This window comes from Kribbella monticola (assembly GCF_003261635.1).
Taxonomy (GTDB): domain Bacteria; phylum Actinomycetota; class Actinomycetes; order Propionibacteriales; family Kribbellaceae; genus Kribbella; species Kribbella monticola.
Genome location: NZ_QFXK01000003.1, coordinates 84,776 through 102,471, shown reverse-complemented (window position 1 = coordinate 102,471; position 17,696 = coordinate 84,776). Strand labels below are relative to the sequence as shown.

14 protein-coding genes are annotated in these 17,696 nt (G+C 61.9%); 6 read left to right on the top strand and 8 right to left on the bottom strand.

The features are described from left to right. From DIZ26_RS37270 to DIZ26_RS01420, 4 genes are all read left to right on the top strand, one after another. Positions 1 to 375 carry a hypothetical protein gene (locus DIZ26_RS37270; RefSeq protein ID WP_157979531.1) on the top strand — a complete coding sequence of 125 codons (375 nt, stop codon included), beginning with the start codon at positions 1 to 3 and terminating at the stop codon, positions 373 to 375. A gap of 734 nt (positions 376 to 1,109) precedes the next feature. Then, positions 1,110 to 2,030: a hypothetical protein gene (locus DIZ26_RS01430; protein WP_157979530.1), complete on the top strand. Its 921-nt coding sequence runs from the start codon at positions 1,110 to 1,112 to the stop codon at positions 2,028 to 2,030. A 32-nt stretch (positions 2,031 to 2,062) separates the two neighbouring features. Then, complete coding sequence (locus DIZ26_RS01425; RefSeq protein ID WP_112236832.1) at positions 2,063 to 3,247, top strand: hypothetical protein; 1,185 nt, start codon at positions 2,063 to 2,065, stop codon at positions 3,245 to 3,247. A 224-nt stretch (positions 3,248 to 3,471) separates the two neighbouring features. Further along, entirely contained in the window at positions 3,472 to 5,016 is a 1,545-nt protein-coding gene (locus DIZ26_RS01420; protein WP_157979529.1) for a hypothetical protein, read from the top strand. Positions 5,017 to 5,303: 287 nt separating this feature from the next. Here the strand turns inward: DIZ26_RS01420 and DIZ26_RS01415 are convergent, their stop codons facing one another. The 3 genes from DIZ26_RS01415 to DIZ26_RS01405 all read right to left on the bottom strand — a co-directional run bounded on the left by DIZ26_RS01415 (position 5,304) and on the right by DIZ26_RS01405 (position 7,720). Then, positions 5,304 to 6,704 (bottom strand): tyrosine-type recombinase/integrase, encoded by a 1,401-nt coding sequence (locus DIZ26_RS01415; protein WP_112236828.1) that lies wholly within the window; start codon positions 6,702 to 6,704, stop codon positions 5,304 to 5,306. Beyond that, positions 6,705 to 6,872, bottom strand: coding sequence for a helix-turn-helix domain-containing protein (locus tag DIZ26_RS38725; protein ID WP_112236826.1), 168 nt, complete (start codon positions 6,870 to 6,872; stop codon positions 6,705 to 6,707). Between the two features lie 509 nt (positions 6,873 to 7,381). Next, complete coding sequence (locus DIZ26_RS01405) at positions 7,382 to 7,720, bottom strand: hypothetical protein (RefSeq protein WP_198675823.1); 339 nt, start codon at positions 7,718 to 7,720, stop codon at positions 7,382 to 7,384. 84 nt (positions 7,721 to 7,804) lie between these two features. On the opposite strand from DIZ26_RS01405, the gene DIZ26_RS01400 reads away from it, so the two are divergent. Further along, positions 7,805 to 8,461 (top strand): hypothetical protein, encoded by a 657-nt coding sequence (locus DIZ26_RS01400; protein ID WP_157979528.1) that lies wholly within the window; start codon positions 7,805 to 7,807, stop codon positions 8,459 to 8,461. On the opposite strand, the gene DIZ26_RS01395 is transcribed toward DIZ26_RS01400, so the two are convergent. From DIZ26_RS01395 to DIZ26_RS01375, 5 genes are all read right to left on the bottom strand, one after another. Further along, complete coding sequence (locus DIZ26_RS01395) at positions 8,458 to 9,285, bottom strand: antirestriction protein ArdA (RefSeq protein ID WP_112236821.1); 828 nt, start codon at positions 9,283 to 9,285, stop codon at positions 8,458 to 8,460. The genes DIZ26_RS01400 and DIZ26_RS01395 overlap by 4 nt on opposite strands. Positions 9,286 to 9,330: 45 nt before the next feature. After that, complete coding sequence (locus DIZ26_RS01390) at positions 9,331 to 10,296, bottom strand: DNA-methyltransferase (protein ID WP_198675822.1); 966 nt, start codon at positions 10,294 to 10,296, stop codon at positions 9,331 to 9,333. A gap of 38 nt (positions 10,297 to 10,334) precedes the next feature. Beyond that, positions 10,335 to 11,165, bottom strand: coding sequence for a replication-relaxation family protein (locus DIZ26_RS01385; RefSeq protein WP_157979527.1), 831 nt, complete (start codon positions 11,163 to 11,165; stop codon positions 10,335 to 10,337). 133 nt (positions 11,166 to 11,298) lie between these two features. Continuing rightward, the gene (locus DIZ26_RS01380) at positions 11,299 to 12,603 is read right to left on the bottom strand and encodes a type IV secretory system conjugative DNA transfer family protein (protein WP_112236815.1); all 1,305 of its coding nucleotides are present in this window, start codon (positions 12,601 to 12,603) and stop codon (positions 11,299 to 11,301) included. A gap of 1,546 nt (positions 12,604 to 14,149) precedes the next feature. Continuing rightward, positions 14,150 to 16,441 carry a cutinase family protein gene (locus DIZ26_RS01375; RefSeq protein WP_112236813.1) on the bottom strand — a complete coding sequence of 764 codons (2,292 nt, stop codon included), beginning with the start codon at positions 16,439 to 16,441 and terminating at the stop codon, positions 14,150 to 14,152. Between the two features lie 346 nt (positions 16,442 to 16,787). On the opposite strand from DIZ26_RS01375, the gene DIZ26_RS01370 reads away from it, so the two are divergent. Next, complete coding sequence (locus DIZ26_RS01370; protein WP_112236811.1) at positions 16,788 to 17,570, top strand: hypothetical protein; 783 nt, start codon at positions 16,788 to 16,790, stop codon at positions 17,568 to 17,570. Positions 17,571 to 17,696 lie beyond the last annotated feature (126 nt).

Here is a 17,696-nt window from a genome sequence, read left to right as displayed (position 1 = left end):
ATGGCAAGGGTGGTTTTTGTGGTTCAGATAGAGGTTGACAGTACTGGTGAACTGCTTGACCTTGTGCGGTCGACTCACGTTTTCGAGGCGGATGATCTTCGGCTGGAGTTCCGGCCGAGCGATGAGGGGAGAGGATTCGGCTTAACTGAAGTTGTTGATATTATTGTCGAAGTCGGCGTCGCGGTAACTTCCACTGTGATTGCTGATTCCATCAGATCCTCTATCAAGGGAGTTATTCGCCGCGCTCGATCGCGCGGCCACAGAAGTGACGGAAGCCCTGAGGGCATTAGCGAGCTTATTGAAAAGGCCAGGAGCGAAGAAGATCCGGAGGCCGATAGTGCTCCTGGCCCTGATGAGCCTGACCGTCGTCCCTAATATGGGTGCTGGCCTCAGGCTACTGTCGTTACCTCGGTAATTCCTCGTCACTGAACTGCATCTCCTTCGCCAGCGCCGCCGGCTGGCCGATCCCGTCGAAGATCTTCGACAACGGATCGCCGGCCGCGACCGAACCCGGTCCGAAACGGGATGTGCGGGCATCCGTCGCCGTCGAGCAGCCACGCAACCAGGTGTGCCCTGTGCCTGCTGGCGTCACTTTCTGCTGTCAGGCTCTTGGCAACGCAGCGTAATCGGTGCATAGTGCGTAAATAGTCGACGAGCCAGGTGCTCGTCATCGCGCCGATTCCTGTGGGGGGAAGCGAGTGGCCGCGGAGGAAGACAGACGGGTATCGCAATTACACGGCCTATGGGTCGTACCAGGTAGTGCGGAACGGGCCGGGCGTTCTGGGTTTCGTGCCCGAAGAGCGAGACATACGAACAGCTCGAGATATGGGGCGAGACTGCCAGGGCTGTTGCAGTGGGATGGGGCCGCCACAGGGTTCGCCTACAGCCAGGCCGTCGCCGTGGTAGGCGAAAGCCTCCGCGGGACCTTGCATCTCCCGCTCGAGAAGGTAGGAGTTGGGGCTCCGTTGGCGGAAGCCCCAAGTTCCGGCTGCCAAGGCGCCGGCCAGTCTGACGGCTGCGGAAGACGACGAGTAAGTACGTCGGGGCCAGATCCTCTGATCGGACACCTACTCGTCGATGGCGCTACCTGAAGAAGTGAGACTCGCAACATGCCGGAGCCTGCAAGCCCATACGCGCACGCTCGAATCCACCCGACAGTCGAGCAGTTGAAAGGATGGTCGCTGGTCTGGGGCGATAAGATCGCGACCGGCCCATGTCCTCGCTGCCACGACACGATGAACACCAGTTGGCAGACGACGCTGGTCGAGATGTCGGCCGAGAATGTGCCACAGTCTGTGACACGGCGGGTGGAGTGCGGCTGCGGTCGCGCGCATGTCGATGGCGAGCAGACGAAGTCATCGTGTGGCGCGTTCTGGTTCGCAACGTTCCATAGTCCGCCTACCGATCCGGCTGTAACCCCGCAGGGGGATGCGAAGGTTGTCACCGCCGCCGAGGCGTTTCAAAACGCGGCGGACGGCGAGGAAACCCGGCTCCGCGGCGCGGCGGAGAAATGGGTGGCCGGAGTCGCATCGGTCCTTGCATTGTTCGGCATCGCGGGCACGGTGACTGGCGGCACGACTATCCGGGACTTGCCGGATGGAGAAAAGAACGTCGTGTTGGGCCTTGCACTCTTGGCCATCCTGGCCGCTGTGATCGCCATCGCCAGCTCATATCTCGCCGCGTACGGCTGGCCAAAGAAGACGACGGTCAAGACCGACGAGCAGTTGCTCAACTGGTATGACAATCGTCAGGACCGTATCTCGACAGCCGCGGCACGTCTGCGCGACGGCGTTATCGCAGCGATCGTCAGCATCGTCTTGCTGGCAGCATGTGCAAGCGTGGCGTCGCTCACGCCGGCGAAAGCAGTCGAGCCGACGTTCATGGTTACCCTCGGCGACGACTCCACACGGTGCGGGCTGCTCCTCGCGCCAAAGCAGGACGGGCAACTCCGGCTACGGGTCGTGGACGGCACGGTGAGCACGATCTCTGTTGTGGGTATCGTCAAGCTGGAGGCAGTGGAGAAATGCTGAAGTCGACCATACGAAGCCAACGGTCCTAGACCATGAGTGGGTGCGGCCACGACGAGACCATCCTGGCCTATCACGACTGCCCGGTCGACATGCCGAGAATTCATGCCCTGGTCATCGGCGTTGGCCGATACATTGAGCCACGGGATTCTAGGAAGAAGCCATTTTCTAATCTCCCCGGCGCGGCGCGGGCCGCCATCCGGTTCGCCAAGTACCTCATTGACGAATTCCACGACCCCGAAGGTCGGTCGCTGGGGACCGTGCGCCTCCTCCTTTCATCACTGGAGGACGAGGATGCAGAGCTGGGCTCATTGAGCTCAGGGGGTGCGAGCACGCTGGAAGTTAGCTTGGCCTTGGAGGCCTGGGGTGATGACTGTCACCAGAACGAGAAGAATCTCGCTATACTCTACGTCGCCGGCCATGGGGTTGCTTTATCGCGAGGAATCAACACGCTCTTCTTGAGTGACGCAATGCTGTGGGGTAGCGAATATCAAGGAAGTCTGAACCTTATAAGTGTGGACGAGGGTATGGCAGGGTGCAGAGCCAAAGATAACATTTACGTATATGACTGCTGTGCTCTGCCGCCGAATGAAATCTCGGAAATGGCTTCGATAGGCGGACTCTATATGAAGCCGTTTCCGCAGCCGGGTCCACGGGAAGGGCTCAAGAAAAGAGATTCGGTTGTTTACATCAACGCTGCCAGGGTGGGTACGTCGACCTATGCCATCGGACTCGGCGGGACGCTGCTGTCCCGCGGGCTTCTTGGCGACTTCCGAGAGCACACAGGCGACGACGCGCTTCTGCTTACTGCCGGGGAGATCGTCGATAACAACTACGGGATAACGACAAGCCGCCTGAAGGAGGCCCTACCGACGCGCTTGATGGAGTTGCTCGAGGCGCTCAAGGGCGATCCAAGAGGTTATGAACCATCCGTTACTGGCAACAGAGGGCCGGCCCGCGCGCTCACTCTGCCACAGCCGCCGCCGTCCTACACCGTGGTCCTGAAAGGGCTGCACGAAGGCCGAGACCTCCCGGTCAGTCTCGTGATCCAAGATGGGCAGGGCGCGGTTCTCCGTGAGGAGCCGAACGCGCCCGACGAGTACTCCACCGACCTTGAGGCTGGCGAGTACTTTGCATTTGTTGCTGGCGCCGGTGCGACGGGGTTTAAAGGACAAACACTGCGCGTGGAAGGATCACGCAGTTGGCAGGTAGTGGGATGACGCACCGGCCGTTTCGCGTTGTACCCGATCCCGTTGACCGTGTTCGGGTTGCCTTCCGATGGCCCAAGGGACGGCACCGGGCCCTGTCTAGCGCCCTCCCACTGTGTGTGGATGCGGGTGGGAGGCGACTGGTGGTCGCCCCGGAAGAACTGGTGGAGGTTCCCAAGGGTCCAGTGGCGGTCACCGTCGTCGTTCCCCGCGGTCGTTCGCCTAGGTTCGAGCTGATGGCCATCGGCGACGGCATTATCGACATCCCGGAAAGCGCCGACCTGGTCGCGCTCTCGGCCATCGATCAGACAGCAACGGTCCCCAACAAAAGTGCGAGCAGCACGCTAGCCTTCAATGTGGCGCGCTGGTCCGACGCAGCGATGCCACTGCCGGAGAGCCGCGAACTAACCTTCGAGCGCTTGGGTGACCTTGTCCAGATTGCTCCTGGTCAGGAGTGGTCCTCGCCGTTGAAGCTTGTGATGGCCAGCAGAACGATTCCACAACGTGCGATGGCCATTCCGCTCATCGCTGCCGACGAGGCCGCCATCATTGACCTGAATGCTCAGAACGCCTGGGGGCCCAGGCCGGCAATGGCGCCCTACGAGATGGCATCCCGCCTCTTAATGTCGTATCTCAGCGTTGGGGAACACCAGATCGCGGGGGTTATGGCACGCGCCCTCGCCCGCGCTCTGGCGGATGAGCGAATCATCCGCTGGGCCGAGCCGTCCTTCGCGCAACTGCTCGTTGGCTACGCCTTTGCGCTGAGTGGCGATTCATTGGGCCTTGAGGCCTGGTGTCGCAGAACCGTTGCCGTGCGATTCCTAGGCTCGGATGGCGTAATCCTTGCCGCGGAGTCGGCCTCTTCGACGGGCGACAGCGGCAAAGCCGCGGAGCTACTAGCCCGTGCGGGCTCCCTGGCTCCGCCGGTCATGGCCTTTGGGCTCGATCTCGGTGTACGCCTCGCCTTCAGGCTCGCAGGAAACAATCGCTCCGGAACCCTCAACTTCGATTCGGTAGGCCCGCATGGTGCAGCTTTGGCGAGCCTAGCGACTTCCTACAGTCGGCTCTCGACAAGAAGCGATCCCGTTTCAGACACCGTTACGACGCCAACGTCACCCCGAAGGCCCACCAGCTTGGTGCGGAGTAGTTGGCGCACCAGAGCGAGCTGGGCCCTGATCTTCATCCTCACTCGTGTCAGGTATCGAAACAGGCTGAAGGCCTGGCGTATCCACCATGTCTTGCTCGATCGCCCACTTCACGATCGCCGTTCGTCCCACGACTTCCGAGGAGCCACCGTGACCAACGCCTCCAACAATTCAGATGAATATGCGCGCGTGCTCCGTAGCCGGTGGGAGGTATACGGCCGACTTGTCGCGGGTTCGCTGCTTGTCGCGTGGTTGGGCACACTCGTGGCGACCATCTCCTTCGCCGCGATCGAATCGCCGTTCGCTTCGGAAAGGCTGCAGGCTCCTTTCGCCGCCGTGCAAGGGGTTGTGTTCGTGCTGGTTGGAAGCCTCATCACCCTGGCAACGCTGGAGAGGCGAACCAATGAGCTGAGCCGGCGGACGACGGAGAGTGAGGAGAGGGCTCGTGCGCGAGAAGACGAGGCTATGAAGGGCCGGGCACTGGCGGCGGCCCTCCAAGCTGAGGCGGTGTCGTTCCTCGACGGGGACGTTCCAAGCGCGATTGCCCACCACGCACGCATGAGTAAGGCGTTGTTCGGAGATCTGATCGGAGGAGGGCCTGTTCTGGCCGACCCCGGAGTGGGCAGCGAGAGTTGAGACCCGACGACCGAGGAGGCCCTACCTTGATGCGATGATCGAGGTAGCGTGGGCGCCAGATAGTTCTGCGGCAGCTTTTCCAGAAACCAGAGCGGTTCAGTCGATGGATTCAATCAGTCGATTGAGCAGGGTGATGATGCCGAGCTGGCAGCGAATAGCAAGCAGATTTTGAAAATCGGTCTCCGGACACCATGGGCGCAGCAAGTTCTGCGGTGGTGCTGGCGTTATCCTTGGTTACCCAGTTCGGCAAATGCAGAGTGGCGGTCTGCTCCTCGACGCCATCACCTTTAGGCATATTGCTCCGGCTTGTCTGGCGGGTCGACATTGACGGCTACGTTGACGGCTACGCAACCGATTATCGACTGCCGGTAGCGACTGATCGCTGACGCTCGAACAGAGGTTAAACGGTCCTCCAAGGTATGGCTGAATTGAGTTGAAGAGCCTTGTGTCCCCAGTTCGAGTCTGGGAGGAGCCACCAAGAAAAACGCCGTCTCTAACAGAGACGGCGTTTTTCTTGGAGACCCGGCGTCGTCGAGCTGCTGACGGCTCTGACGGCTACGTTGACGGCTACGCACACTGTCACCACCAAGCGCCAACTGCTCGATTTGACTCAGTGCCCGTTGCTGGCCGGCGAGATCCGCGTGCTGATAGAGCTGCTGGGTAGTCGAGATGTGGGCGTGTCCCAGGATCAGTTGAGCATCCCGCGCCGGGACGCCGGTGTTCTTGAGCAGCGTCGCCGTGGTGTGGCGCAGATGGTGCAGCGTGATCCGCGGCAACCCATGCTGGCGACAGATGCGCAGGAAGGCGCGGAGAAGGTTGCCGGGCTCTATGGGGCGTCCCGTGGTGCTCTGGAAGATGAGTCCTTCGTCTGCCATGCGGCTGTCAGCTCGCTTGTCGAGCAAGACCTCGCGGGCGAAGGGGAGCAGCGGTAGGTCTCGCTGACCGGCATCGGTCTTGACCGGGCCAACGGTGAGCTGTCCTTTCAGGCTCAGCACCTGTTGCCGGATGCGGAGAACGTCGGCGCTGAAGTCGACGTCTTGCCAGCGCAATCCGAGCACCTCGCCCCGCCTGAGCCCATACAGGACCAGTAGTACGAAGATGGGGTAGAACGACTCACCTTGGACAAGATCGAGAAACCGTGCCACCTGAACACTGGTCCACGTCGTGATCTCTTTCCGCTGCCAGCGGGGGAGCTGAACCAGCCGAGCGACGTTGCGGGGCAGGATCTCCTCGCGCATGGCCCGGGTGAGCGCGGCAGAGAGGACGGTGCGTTGCTTCTGGACGGTGCGCACCGATCGCCCTTGCGCAAGTTGGTCGTTGAAATACTGCTGCAGCAAGATGACTCGAAGGTGGCTCAGTCGCGTCGCACCGAGGTTCGGCACCAAGTAGTTACGGGTGATCTGTTCGTACAGCTGGTAGGTGTGGGGTCGATGTGTTCGCTTGACGATGTGTTCAAGCCAGTAGCTGAGGTAGCCCTCGACGGTCCAGTTCTCGTCTGCGATTGGCAGGCCGCTCCGCTCGCGTTCACGGATGTTGTCGAGGAGTGCGAGCGCTTCCGCTCTGGAGTCGCCGTATGCACGGAGACGCCGGCGCTTGCCGAGGGCGGTGGTGACGTAGCAGGCCGCTTCGAAGCGCCCGTCCTTTCGGCGGTAGACGGTTCCCTCGCCGCTTGGTCGACGAGCCCCCATCTAGGCGACTCCTGAGGACCGCATCCGTGCGATGAGTGCATCGAGATCGTCGATTGTCGCGAACCGGCGCCGCCCGATCTTTACGGTCATGAGTTGCTTCGTGTGGATCAGTCGGTAGAAGCTCCATCGACTGATTCGTAGGTAGGCGCATGATTCGTCTATCGACATGAGCCGCCTCCATGCAGTGGCCTGAGACGTAGCGTCAGATGGTGATGCCGTAGTTTTATTGGATGTGACATTTTTAGGATCTTCTATAAATTCCCTCCTTTCTATGTTAATCGAATTTTGTAGTGATGTGAACATCGACTGATCGCGGCCATGAGGTTGAAAGCTCGCGGCGGCAGCCTTCAGTCGATTGGTGGGTTGATCTTCGTCATCTTCAGAAGAGCTTTGCCGAATCGACGCGCCTGGGCTTTGGTTACTGGCCGTCCGGTGTCGCGCGTCAGGAGTCGTTGTAGGTCGTCGTTGTCTGGCGGTGATCCGACGAACGGTACGCGCGTGTCCTGTGAGGGTTCGGTTCGCCTCGTAGCTCGTTTTCTTCTTTTGTTCATATGGGCCTCCTCCCTGTCAGGTGGTGATATTGGGTGGGAGGCGGGCGCGCTAGCGCTCCTGCCTCCCACCCGTAGGGGTGTGCCCGCTCAACCCACGCGGGGAGCGGACGGATGGACCGAGGAGCGTTAGCTCGTCGGCGGGGACGACTCGGCGGCCTTCTTGGCTGCCGTCGTCTTCTTCGCCGCGGGAGCGGCTGCCTGAGTCTCAGACCCAAACAGCGACTGAATCGCTTCCCGCTGCTCGGCGGCCTCTCGCTCGATGTCGGCGAGTGCCGCCGCAACCCGAGCCTTGAAATCTGGCTCGGCTTGCTTTTGCTCGACGTACGTCCGGAGTCCCCGGACGCAGGCATCCCGCAGGGAGATGCCGTCGAGCTTCGCCACCATGGTGGCCTGGGAGTGGAGCCCGTTGGGCAGCTGGACCCCGATGGTCTTGTAGCTGCCGGGTGGGCCGGATACCTCGCTCATCGCGAGTACCTCCTCGGTGGTGGTGCAGCCGGCCATCCCTGTTTGGGATGACGGAAACGGCTGCACGGCACCGAGGAGTGAGCAGTGTCGGTGGCGACTGGAACGATGCGCGGTATGTCGAACTCAACCGCAATGCACCTCACCTCACCGGTGCTTGAGCCGGTAGACCCTGACCACGAACGGCTGGTTGCTGCGGCACGCCGTGCGTTGATCAATGGGAGCGCTGGCGGCGGTGCCAGCCCGCCCTTTACTGATGAGATTCGGCGAGCTGAGCAAGCCGTGGTGCGGCAGCTGGACCGTTATGACCACCTTGGCTACGAAGACCAGCTGTATGTCCTGGAGTTTCAGGGGATGCATCAGCAGTACGTCATGTATGGACGAACGAGAAGCTGGTGGCGACGCCTCTTGTCCCATCGTCAGGCCGCCGCGCCGCACGGATTCGCGTTGCTGAACGGCTGGCTGTCGCCAAAAGTTTCAGATGCCTACCCGCTGGAACAGATCGCCCTAGCTGTAGCCGGAGCGCTTCATGGGCAGGAGCACTTCCGCGAACGGTTCTACAACATGCGGTTCGAGGATGGACTGAGCGTCGCTCGGGCGGTTTTCGAGCTCAGCAACCACTACCCGATCAAGCGCCGCCGGCCCAGCGGGAGGGACCGGTTGATGTCCATCATCTACAAGCAGCATGATGAGCGAAGATCGGGGAGAGTTGTCGATCTGTCCGACCTGGCACACCAGGACTAAATCCGGCCGTTGAAAGCCCAGACGCCACCCGAGTGATTAGCGAAGCGAACCTCACCGCTGGTTTCCATCTCGTGGACCATGTACTCAAGATCGACTCGTACGATGTCCCGCAGCCACTTCGGCAGCTTCTCCAGTTCCTCGTTGCCGTTCATCTCGTCCACGATGTACTGGGCGTACGTCTCGCGACTCTCGTAGTCACCGAAGTAGGCCGTCTCGAAGCGTTCGAGTGTGTAGATGTCGCGGTTGTCGCTGATCTCTGCCCAGGCGGCGAAGGCCAGTCCGTGTTCGGCGATGCCCTTGCCAAGGGAGCAGACAACGTCGAGCGATTCGTACTCGTGCAGCTGGATCTGGCCGAAGCCCTCCTGGTCGTGGATGGCCCACTCCTCAGCTGGCTGTCCGGTCCAGTGGGCGTGCAGGGAGTGGGACAGGATCTTGCGGATGTCGGCGTGGATCTCCTCGAGGTCTTGGCTGGCGTCGATCCAGTCGCCGATGTCGTGCCCCTCAGTGTGGTCAACCAGCGAGCGCACATAGATACGCGGACGAGTCCGCATCTCCTTCTCGCCGGCCTCCCGGGCTTCGCGGCGCTCCCGGAGCATTTCCTCGTGCTCGATGAGTCCCTTCGCGTCTTCCTCGCTGAGGCCGTAGCCGACGTAGCGTTCCAGCTTGGCCCGGTTGGCGCGCCGTTCTTCAGCGGCCGCCGTGCGGGCGGCCTCGATCTCGGATTGTGCCTCGGAGTCGTCGGTGCCGTAGCTGTTGACGCCTTCCGGGCCTTGTCCCGGACCGAATGTGCCGGGCGGTGGTGGTGGGGTTTGGTGTTCACTCATGATCACCTCCTTTCTTGTTAGTGGTTGCTTGGGGGGAGCGCGCCGTTATGCGGCCTTGCTCCTAGGCAATGAGCGGGCAGCTGCGATCCGGTCGTTCGCTAGCGCAGCGAACTCAGGGTTCAACTCGACGCCGAGCCAGTCGCGGCCGTGCTTCTCTGCGGCAACGGCCGTTGTCCCGGCACCCATGAATGGATCAAGCACGATGGCTGGTTCGCTCGGTGCCGCGCATGCGCACGTCGCGATGAGCACCCCGCGGATGGCGGTTGCGCCGAGACGCCTGGTTATCCGACGATGCGGCTTCAGGCAGTTTGAGCAGCGCGCTTCCGGACTGCCAGCAAGGATGGCCCGTTCGGCTAGTCGCTCTGGGAACGTCGCGAAGTGCGCTCCGCGGTAGCTGCTGGTCGGCAGTTGCCAGACGTCGCCGGGGTTCTTGCCAAGCGGATGTCCCACGATTCCGGCCTGCTTGAGCGACACCAGCCCGCGGATGTTGTCGGTGCTGCGAGCCCGCCACTGCTGAGGAATCGCGTCCTTCGCGCTGGCCTGCGGAGTGGTGGGCTTACTGGTGTGCGGAACGCGGATCGCATCGAGGTCGAAGAAGTAGCTGCGCTGCTTGGTCAGTAGATAGACGACTTCGTATGTCGTGGTGAGCCGGTCCGGCACGCTACTCGGCATGGGGTTGGTCTTGCTCCAGATGATCTGGTTGCGCACCAGCCAGCCACCTGCCGCGAGTGCCGTTGATAGCCGCGCCGGCCCCAGGAGCAGGCTCTTCCTCGGTGAGCCCTCACGGTCGTGGATCGAGTAGCGGTCGGCGACGTTGAGCCAGAAGGTTCCCGTTGGCGTCAGGACTCGGCGGACTTCGCTCGCTACGGCCGTCAGGTTGCTGACCCACTCGTGGATGGTGGCTTCCTGTCCAAGCTGGCCACCCACCTGGTAGTTGCGCAGGTTGTAGTACGGGGGAGAGGTGAGCACCGTGTCGACAGACTCACTCGGGATCTTACCGAGCTGCTCCAACGCGTTGCCGATCAGGATGTTGTTTCGGGGAGGAGGGATCAGGCGGCGGCTCCGATCTGGCTTCCTGGAAGCGTTGTGAGCAGTAGCGGCCCGTCGTCATGCGTTCCAACCTCGAACAGCCGATCAGCCTCTTTGCCCAGTCGATGAATGGCCTTCCTGAGGTTTTCGGCCCGATGTTGGTCCGGCACGAGCCACAGCACGCGAGGGAACACACCGCGGGACTGCTGCTCATGCCCGTTGTGCCAATAGTCCAGATAGACCTGGCACTTGCGTTGCACCGTCGGCAGGCTCTCAGTTCCGAGATCTACCTCCACAAAGGTGACGAGCTCGTATTCCGCATTACCGACTTCGACGAAGGCGTCGGGCTTGAGCGTGATCAACTGACCGGCCGGACCGGTGAACGGTCGCCAGCACTCCGGCTCACCCTCGAAACGGACGAGCTCAAGTTGCCTAACCCGGACCTCTTCCCTCACGCGCACGTAGAGCTCGGATGCGGTGAGGATGTGCTCCTGAAAGTAGGGCGTGGTTTGCCAGGTTGTACGGCGTCGACGCTGTCGGCCGGTGCACAGGTCGACGACGGCTTGGCCGAGTCCAGTGAGAACGTGCCTCGTAGTCGTCGATCCAGCTCGGATGCCGCCGACCTCTCGCGGGAGCCGAGCGATGACGCTCAGATCGACCATCCTGCGCAGAACAGCGCGCGCTCGCCGGTCTTGCGTCTTGGGCGACAGATCTGTGAAGTGCAGGCGGACGACGTGGTTGGTGGTCAAGAGGCGGAGGCGGTTGAGCGAACACAGGATGGCGAGTTCGCGTTGTCCAAGGCTGCTTTGCAATCGCAGGATGCGGGAAGCCTCGCCGCGAACGGAAGTCATGGATTCCTCCATGACGGAGTAAGAGTCGCTGGCGCCGTAGCGAGATCTTCACCGAGGATCGTTCCTCGAAATGCGAACCGGTCGGCAGTGCGGAAAGCTCCCTGATCGGTGCTGTGAGAGATGCGTCGGCATGTCATGGAGTTCGTCTCCTGCTGACACCGACAGGGACATCTGCCTGGTCTGAGCCACCCTGCCACCGAGCACGAAGATGCTCGTCAATACTCGTTCCATCGATGCCGTACCGCCGCTGACTTTTCGACCGCAGGTCCTCCGGATCACCCGTTGGCGTTCCCAGAGGGAGCGTGCGAATGGCAAATGGTTGGCTGGGTGCCTCGCCGCCGTGCAGTCGCGCGATCGCTTGATACGGGCCAAGGAGCTCGAGGTCGGCAGCGGTCACCCCGCCGCCAAGCGCTGCAGCTAGTGTGTTGGCGTCACGCTGTGACGGGCGGAATGCGACGCGGCTTCGAGCGTTGGCCAGCACGGCTGCTTGGAGTGTTTGGCTCAACTGGCCCAAGTGCTGATGGGCGAGCGTGATGCCGACGCCGAGTCCACGGGCCTGCGCCAATACCTCCCCGAAGTCCAGGGCGCCGACGTAGTCCTGCCACTCGTCAATCACGATTGAAACCGGCGGACGTTGATCAGCAGACACCGTGCTTCGCCGCTGGATCGTCTGCCAGAGTTGGGTAAGAATCAGACTGCCGATGAGCCTTGAAGTACCAGGGCCGACGAGGCCGCGGTTGAGGTTGACAAGGATGATGCGCTTCTTGCTGAACAGGCTTGCGAGGTCGAACTTTGGCTCAGATTGGCCCAGCATGTGGCGGATTGCGGCTCGCGTTGTAAACGCCCGGAGCTTGTTCAAGAGCGGAGCGATGACCTGCCCTCGCTCGGCCTCGGACAAGTTCTCATACCAGGACCAGAACGGTGCGAGCACGAGTTGATCAGTGACCTTGGCGAGCGACCGCCGGCGAAAGTTTGGGTTGGTCAGCAGCATGGGCACGTCCGTCATCGAGCCGTCCGGCAAACGTGCCGCCGTGATGAGCGTGTGAAGGAGCACATCGCTTGAACGCGGGCCGACCGCTGCTCCAAATAGCGTGCGGAACAAGTCGACGATCTCGTCTGCGCGCCGTTCAGCTTGCGAGCTCGGGCCGAGGAGCGGGTTGAGTCCGATCACCGGGCCGAACTCAGTTGGTTCAATGACCACGACGTCCTTGTGTCGGTGTGGCGGCAGGCGGGCCAGTATGTCCACGACTAGGTCGCCTCGCGGCTCAACGACGAGGACTCCGCGTCCCGCTGAGGCATCTGCCAAAGCAATCTGGGCCAGCAGGGTGCTCTTGCCTGAGCCGGTAGGCCCGATGATGTGCAGATGCGATGTGTTGGCCGATGGCGGCATAACGACCGCTTGACCCTCGTCTGCCGGGTGCAAGCTGTCGCCGAGCATCCGCCCATCCGCAGCCGGCGAATCGCCTGGTGTGAGCAGGTGTCTGGGCGCTGGACCAAGCGATGGGCCAACATGACCCGGCGCTCTCACTCCGTCAATCGGCCATCCGAGCAACATAGCGAGTTCGGACGCGTTGACGATGCCGGACCACCGACGGCGCTCGCCGGTGATATCGATCAGGTGTCGGGCGGTCGTAGCGTTCGCGAGCTTTGATCGAAGGTGGGCGTTCGCACTATTCCCTAGGCTGAGCGCCTGGTAGAGCTGTCGGATGATGCCCCCTGCCGTCCGGGGCGACCGGGCGGAAGCGCCGATTCGTCCAACGACAGCGAAGACTGGTTCCTGTACCTTCCTGCCCCAGGCTCGCCGTTCGGAGGGATCGGGCTCCGATGGTGGCCGGAGCCCAAGGGCTTCGGAGAGTTTGAACTCGGTCGGAAGGACGCGGCTTGGTGCGCTCGGGCCAATGACCCATTGGACGACGGCGGACTGACTTGCGCCGAGCCGTTCTGCCACCTGCATTAGGGCGAGCGCGACGCTGCCACCCATCTCGGTGCGAAGTGGGTAGCTGAGGCCGTCGAGTCGGAGCGATGTGGCAATTGCGGGCTCGGGGCGGACTGGCCGGCGTCGGCTGGTGAGTGTCAGTCCGTTCATCTGCTCCCGCAGCTGATGCGGCAACGCAAAGGACAGCGGTGCTGCCATACCGACGAGCCAGCGCACGGTGCCCTTGCTCATCCACAGCTCGAACACCACCAGGGGTGTACGGCCGGTCAAACCCTGTCGGGGTCGATGCGCCAGTGTGCGGAGCACTTTCGTGACGTCTAGTAAATTGCGATCTGTAGGTGGGTGTATTTCAAACCAGGTTAGTTCGACGGCAACCTCCAGGCCGCGGTGCACCTACACCCGTTCGTGTCGCGTATGGCCGCCTGAAAGCGGTGACGCGGTTGATAATTCTGTTTCATTTACCCTCCTTTCGTGAGCTACGTTTGCTATGTGCTCATGAGGCGCTCGGTGAGGAGGGGCTATTGCCGCTCACGGACATCACGGTTCTTGACACGTGTGATGCGCATGGTATTAAATGGCAATGTCTCCAAACCGAGGCGAAATCATGGTATCGACAGGACAGCTTCTTTTGCGAGATCAGCTGTCCTGCCCTATCAAGTAAAGCGTGACGAGCGCTGTCTTTGCAAGCAATGATGTTTTAATCACAATACCGATCGGTCCACACTGACCTCGAGAATTGAGTCGCCGAATGGCGGCTCATTTTTTCGTGTCTGGGTCATGCATGGCGGCTATTCGGAGTTGACCGCCAAATCACGCGGCGGCCTGATTGGGCCGAATCGCGTCTCGGTCCGCGTGGGGGAGTCGCGACGACTGGCGTGGGGTGGGCTGCTGGGTTTGATGTCGAATCTGCCGGTGAGGAAGAACTCTGGCGTCTTGTTCAACGTCGCGGTTACAGTCGGGTTCGCCAGCCCCCAGCCCCCAGCCCCCAGCCCCTGTCGAGGAGTACCAAAGATCATCGCCAGGGCCGGAGGCTAGGTATCTACCGTCCTTACGGCGCGGCCGCATATGCGCTGTATGCGCCGGCACCGATTGTGGTCACACCAGCCAGATTCGGCACTTGCACCGGCACGTCAGCTTCCGCGTAACTGGGGTTCCCGTAGTAGCCGTTGCCCCACATCCACACTCTTCCGTCATTCCGCAGCGCGTACCCGGTCGCCTGACCACCAGCGATGGCTGTGACTCCCGTCAGGCCAGCTACTTGCACCGGCACACTGCTGTCAGTGGTGCTTCCATTGCCCAGCCTCCCGAGGGATCCGTTTCCCCAGGCCCAGACCGTGCCGTCGTTCCTTACCGCATATCCGGTTGATTCGCCAATAGCGACGGCCGTGACTCCCGTCAGGCCAGCAACTTGTACTGGGACAGTGCTGTTAACTACGCTGCTCTCACCCAACTGCCCGTTATAGCCACCGCCCCAAGCCCACACCGTGCCGTTGTCTCGCACGGCGTATCCGGTTCCGGACATGCTGCCGCTGGCGATGGCAGTAACTCCTGTCAGCCCAGACACCTGCACCGGTGTCGTGCTGTTGATGGCAGTCCCGTCGCCAAGTTGGCCCTGCGCGTTGTAGCCCCAGGCCCAAACCGTGTCGTCATTCCGCAGCGCATACCCGCTTGCCTCGCCACCGGCGATGGCTGTGACTCCCGTCAGGCCGGACACCTGCACCGGCACACTGCTGTCAGCGGTGCTTCCATTACCCAGCGACCCAACGTAGCCGTTCCCCCAGGCCCACACCGTGCCGTCGTTCCGCAGCGCGTACCCCGAGTCGCCGCCGGCGGCGATGGCGGTGATCCCGGTCAGGTTCGATACCTGCACCGGCACATTGCTGTCAGAGGTGCTTCCGTTGCCCAGCTTTCCGAAGTAGCCCTCTCCCCAGGCCCATGCCGTGCCATCGGTCCGTATCGCGTATCCGCTTGCATAGCCACCGGCTACCGCAGTGACTCCACCCAGGTTCGCTACCTGTAGAGGCAGGCCGCTGCCGTCGGTCGGCAGGGTGGTTCCGTTACCTAACTGCCCGGAGAAGCCCATGCCCCAAGCCCAGGCTGTGCAGGTTGTCGTGCAGCTGGACGGAGGGGGCGGCGGGGTCGAGCCGGGCTTGATGGTCACCGAGACCGTTGCAGTGGCCACTCGCTCGGTGTCGTTGCCTTGATAGAACTGGCGGCTCTGAATGCGGAAGGTGTACGTGCCAGCCGCTTTCGGTGTTCCGGACAGGACACCGATGGAGCTGTGGGTCGGATCTTTAGTGACCGTAAGCCCGGGCGGTAGATGCTCGGGATCCACGGCGTACCACTTGTACTCGACCCGAGCGGTCGGCTTCACGGTTGCCGTCCAGGAGTACGGCGTGCCGACCGCGCCAGACGGCGGCCTGGTATGGACCAGTTTGGGCCATACGGAAGCGGCCGGCAGGTTCGGCGTCAGGAACTGTGCCGCTTTCGCCGTGTAGCCGTCCACCTTGTATCGATAATGCGGGCAGAAACTCGTGGCGGATGTATCAGCGATGCAGACTGGCACCCACGTTTTCAGGTTGACACTGTTGGTCTGACACACGGGGTCGGACAAGAAGCAGTAACTTCCTGTCACAGGCCTGACGCTCTTGGGCACATTGGTGCTGCCCGGATCTGCCAGAGTGACTGCGGCAGCGCCTCGGCTGGTCAGCAGTAGCTTGTCGACCCGTACGATGTCCTGCAACGGCACGAACTGCGGGTCGCCGAATAGAGCGACTCCAATGACCTTGCCGAAAACCTTGTTCTGCTTGGAGAGTGCCCAGAGGGCCTGATGCACCACCCAGGCACCCTGGGAGTAGCCAGTGAATACGTACTTCACACCACCGCCACAGTTTCGCTCCGTATAAGCGATGTCGTCGAGGATGACCTGTGCACCCGTGGCGACGCTCTTCTTGAAATTGCTGATCGCAGTGAAGGCATCCCCAATACCCGCAGCTTCGTATTTAACCGAATCGAGGCCGAACTGCAAATGAGGTGCCGCACTCCACAGGCGTTGGTAGACGTCGTAGTTAGCCTGACCTGCGCCGAAGTAGATCGACGGGTCGCGGTAGGCATCCTGGTTCGTCCAGTCACTTTGCGGCAGTTCGCCGGAACCACGTGCAGCGATCACCATCACATCCGGGCACTTCGGCCCTTCAACGACAGGCCCCCGGTAGGCAGCTGCGGTGGCCGGCTCATTGAGCCCAAGCGTCGCGATGCCCGTGAGCACCAGCAACACCACTGATAGCAGCCCCGTTGTGCGTCGCCGCCGCGCGTTCCAGCGTCGGGTCTTTCGTGTCATTCGTAACTCTCCCCCTGTGACTACGCCGGACAAGGCGCCCAACGCGCCCCACTACCAACGGCACTTGCTCCGCATCGCAGAACTCTGGCCGCAACTTCCTGGTGATCGTTGCGTTCATCCCCGCATGGCGAAGGCCGCCACACGCCACCTGATCCTTCGGTCCAGCCCTCACCCGTGACGCTCAGTTGACCCTGAGCGCTCTGGCGTCCTCCCCCTGGAGTGACGCACGATGAGCTACTTAGAGGATCGAGGGATGCACCGGGCGGGTCAACGATTGTAGGGAGTCGAATGGTGCCCTCTACGCGGATTCGAGGTCGGTGGTCTGTCCTACCTACGGAGGCGCGTCATGAATCCACGTCCTGCTCCGAGCCGACACGACATCACGGCCAGCCGGTTCCTCGACGCGGCCGCTCAGCTAATCGACGCCATGTTCGTGGGATCGCAGGACGACAGACCGCCGCGGCTCCGCCACCTGGATTTTCCCGCAGCGCTGGAGTGGCTACGGGTAGACGACGTGATCCGGATAGCGCAGGACGGTGGCGACGGTCCAAGCAAGAAGGCGTTTCACAACCGCTGGCAGCACAAGGATCAGTTCGTCCGAGACGCGGTCATCCATACCATGCTGTACCGCGACGACCCAGGATCTAACCCAGGCACCTTGTACGCCGCCCAGCTCGTCACGCTCGGCCGCGCCGGCGGGTTCACCGACTTCGCCATCCCGATGCTGGACGGCATGCTCGCAACGCTGCTGGCTCACCCAAGGTCGTTTCTGTTGATGCATATCGGACCGATCCTCGACCAGCATCCCGAACTAGGGGAGGCAGTTCTGGGCCAGATTCGTCTCGATCTCGCGAACTGGTACCACGGCTACACCACGGTTCTCGAGGCCCATGACGTCAGGCTGCGGCCAGGCTGGACAGTCGAGCGAGTCGGCTTGGCCCTCAGCGCGATGCTCGATGGGTTCTTGCTGCGATCGCGGATCCAGCCCGAGGAAATGTCGGCCTGCCGATGGGAGAATGCGAGCCTCCTGGCTGACGCAATGATTGCCTTTAGCGTCGGGGTCGTTGATAGCGACGGCTCGGGGCGAACCTCGCGCGCAGTGCTGGATGATGTTATGGACATCAACTAGCACGGCAGCCGTAGTTCGTCATGCTGGAAAGCGTGTCGGGCTGGGTTTTCGGCTCGTTCGGTTCAACGGACATTGCGTACGGCAGGATGCATAGCTTAGAGAGACCTCGAGAGGTGAGTCGCTGAA

What these genes read in the sequence shown, in the direction of transcription:
- DIZ26_RS01370 (WP_112236811.1), top strand. Translation starts at nt 16,788, where the DNA reads ATGAATCCACGTCCTGCTCCGAGCCGACACGACATCACGGCCAGCCGG.
- DIZ26_RS01405 (WP_198675823.1), bottom strand. Translation starts at nt 7,720, where the DNA reads ATGAGCGAGGTATCCGGCCCACCCGGCAGCTACAAGACCATCGGGGTC.
- DIZ26_RS01425 (WP_112236832.1), top strand. Translation starts at nt 2,063, where the DNA reads ATGAGTGGGTGCGGCCACGACGAGACCATCCTGGCCTATCACGACTGC.
- DIZ26_RS01375 (WP_112236813.1), bottom strand. Translation starts at nt 16,441, where the DNA reads ATGACACGAAAGACCCGACGCTGGAACGCGCGGCGGCGACGCACAACG.
- DIZ26_RS01430 (WP_157979530.1), top strand. Translation starts at nt 1,110, where the DNA reads ATGCCGGAGCCTGCAAGCCCATACGCGCACGCTCGAATCCACCCGACA.
- DIZ26_RS38725 (WP_112236826.1), bottom strand. Translation starts at nt 6,872, where the DNA reads ATGTCGATAGACGAATCATGCGCCTACCTACGAATCAGTCGATGGAGC.
- DIZ26_RS01380 (WP_112236815.1), bottom strand. Translation starts at nt 12,603, where the DNA reads ATGCTCGGCGACAGCTTGCACCCGGCAGACGAGGGTCAAGCGGTCGTT.
- DIZ26_RS01420 (WP_157979529.1), top strand. Translation starts at nt 3,472, where the DNA reads ATGGCCATCGGCGACGGCATTATCGACATCCCGGAAAGCGCCGACCTG.
- DIZ26_RS01415 (WP_112236828.1), bottom strand. Translation starts at nt 6,704, where the DNA reads ATGGGGGCTCGTCGACCAAGCGGCGAGGGAACCGTCTACCGCCGAAAG.
- DIZ26_RS01395 (WP_112236821.1), bottom strand. Translation starts at nt 9,285, where the DNA reads ATGAGTGAACACCAAACCCCACCACCACCGCCCGGCACATTCGGTCCG.
- DIZ26_RS01385 (WP_157979527.1), bottom strand. Translation starts at nt 11,165, where the DNA reads ATGACTTCCGTTCGCGGCGAGGCTTCCCGCATCCTGCGATTGCAAAGC.
- DIZ26_RS37270 (WP_157979531.1), top strand. Translation starts at nt 1, where the DNA reads ATGGCAAGGGTGGTTTTTGTGGTTCAGATAGAGGTTGACAGTACTGGT.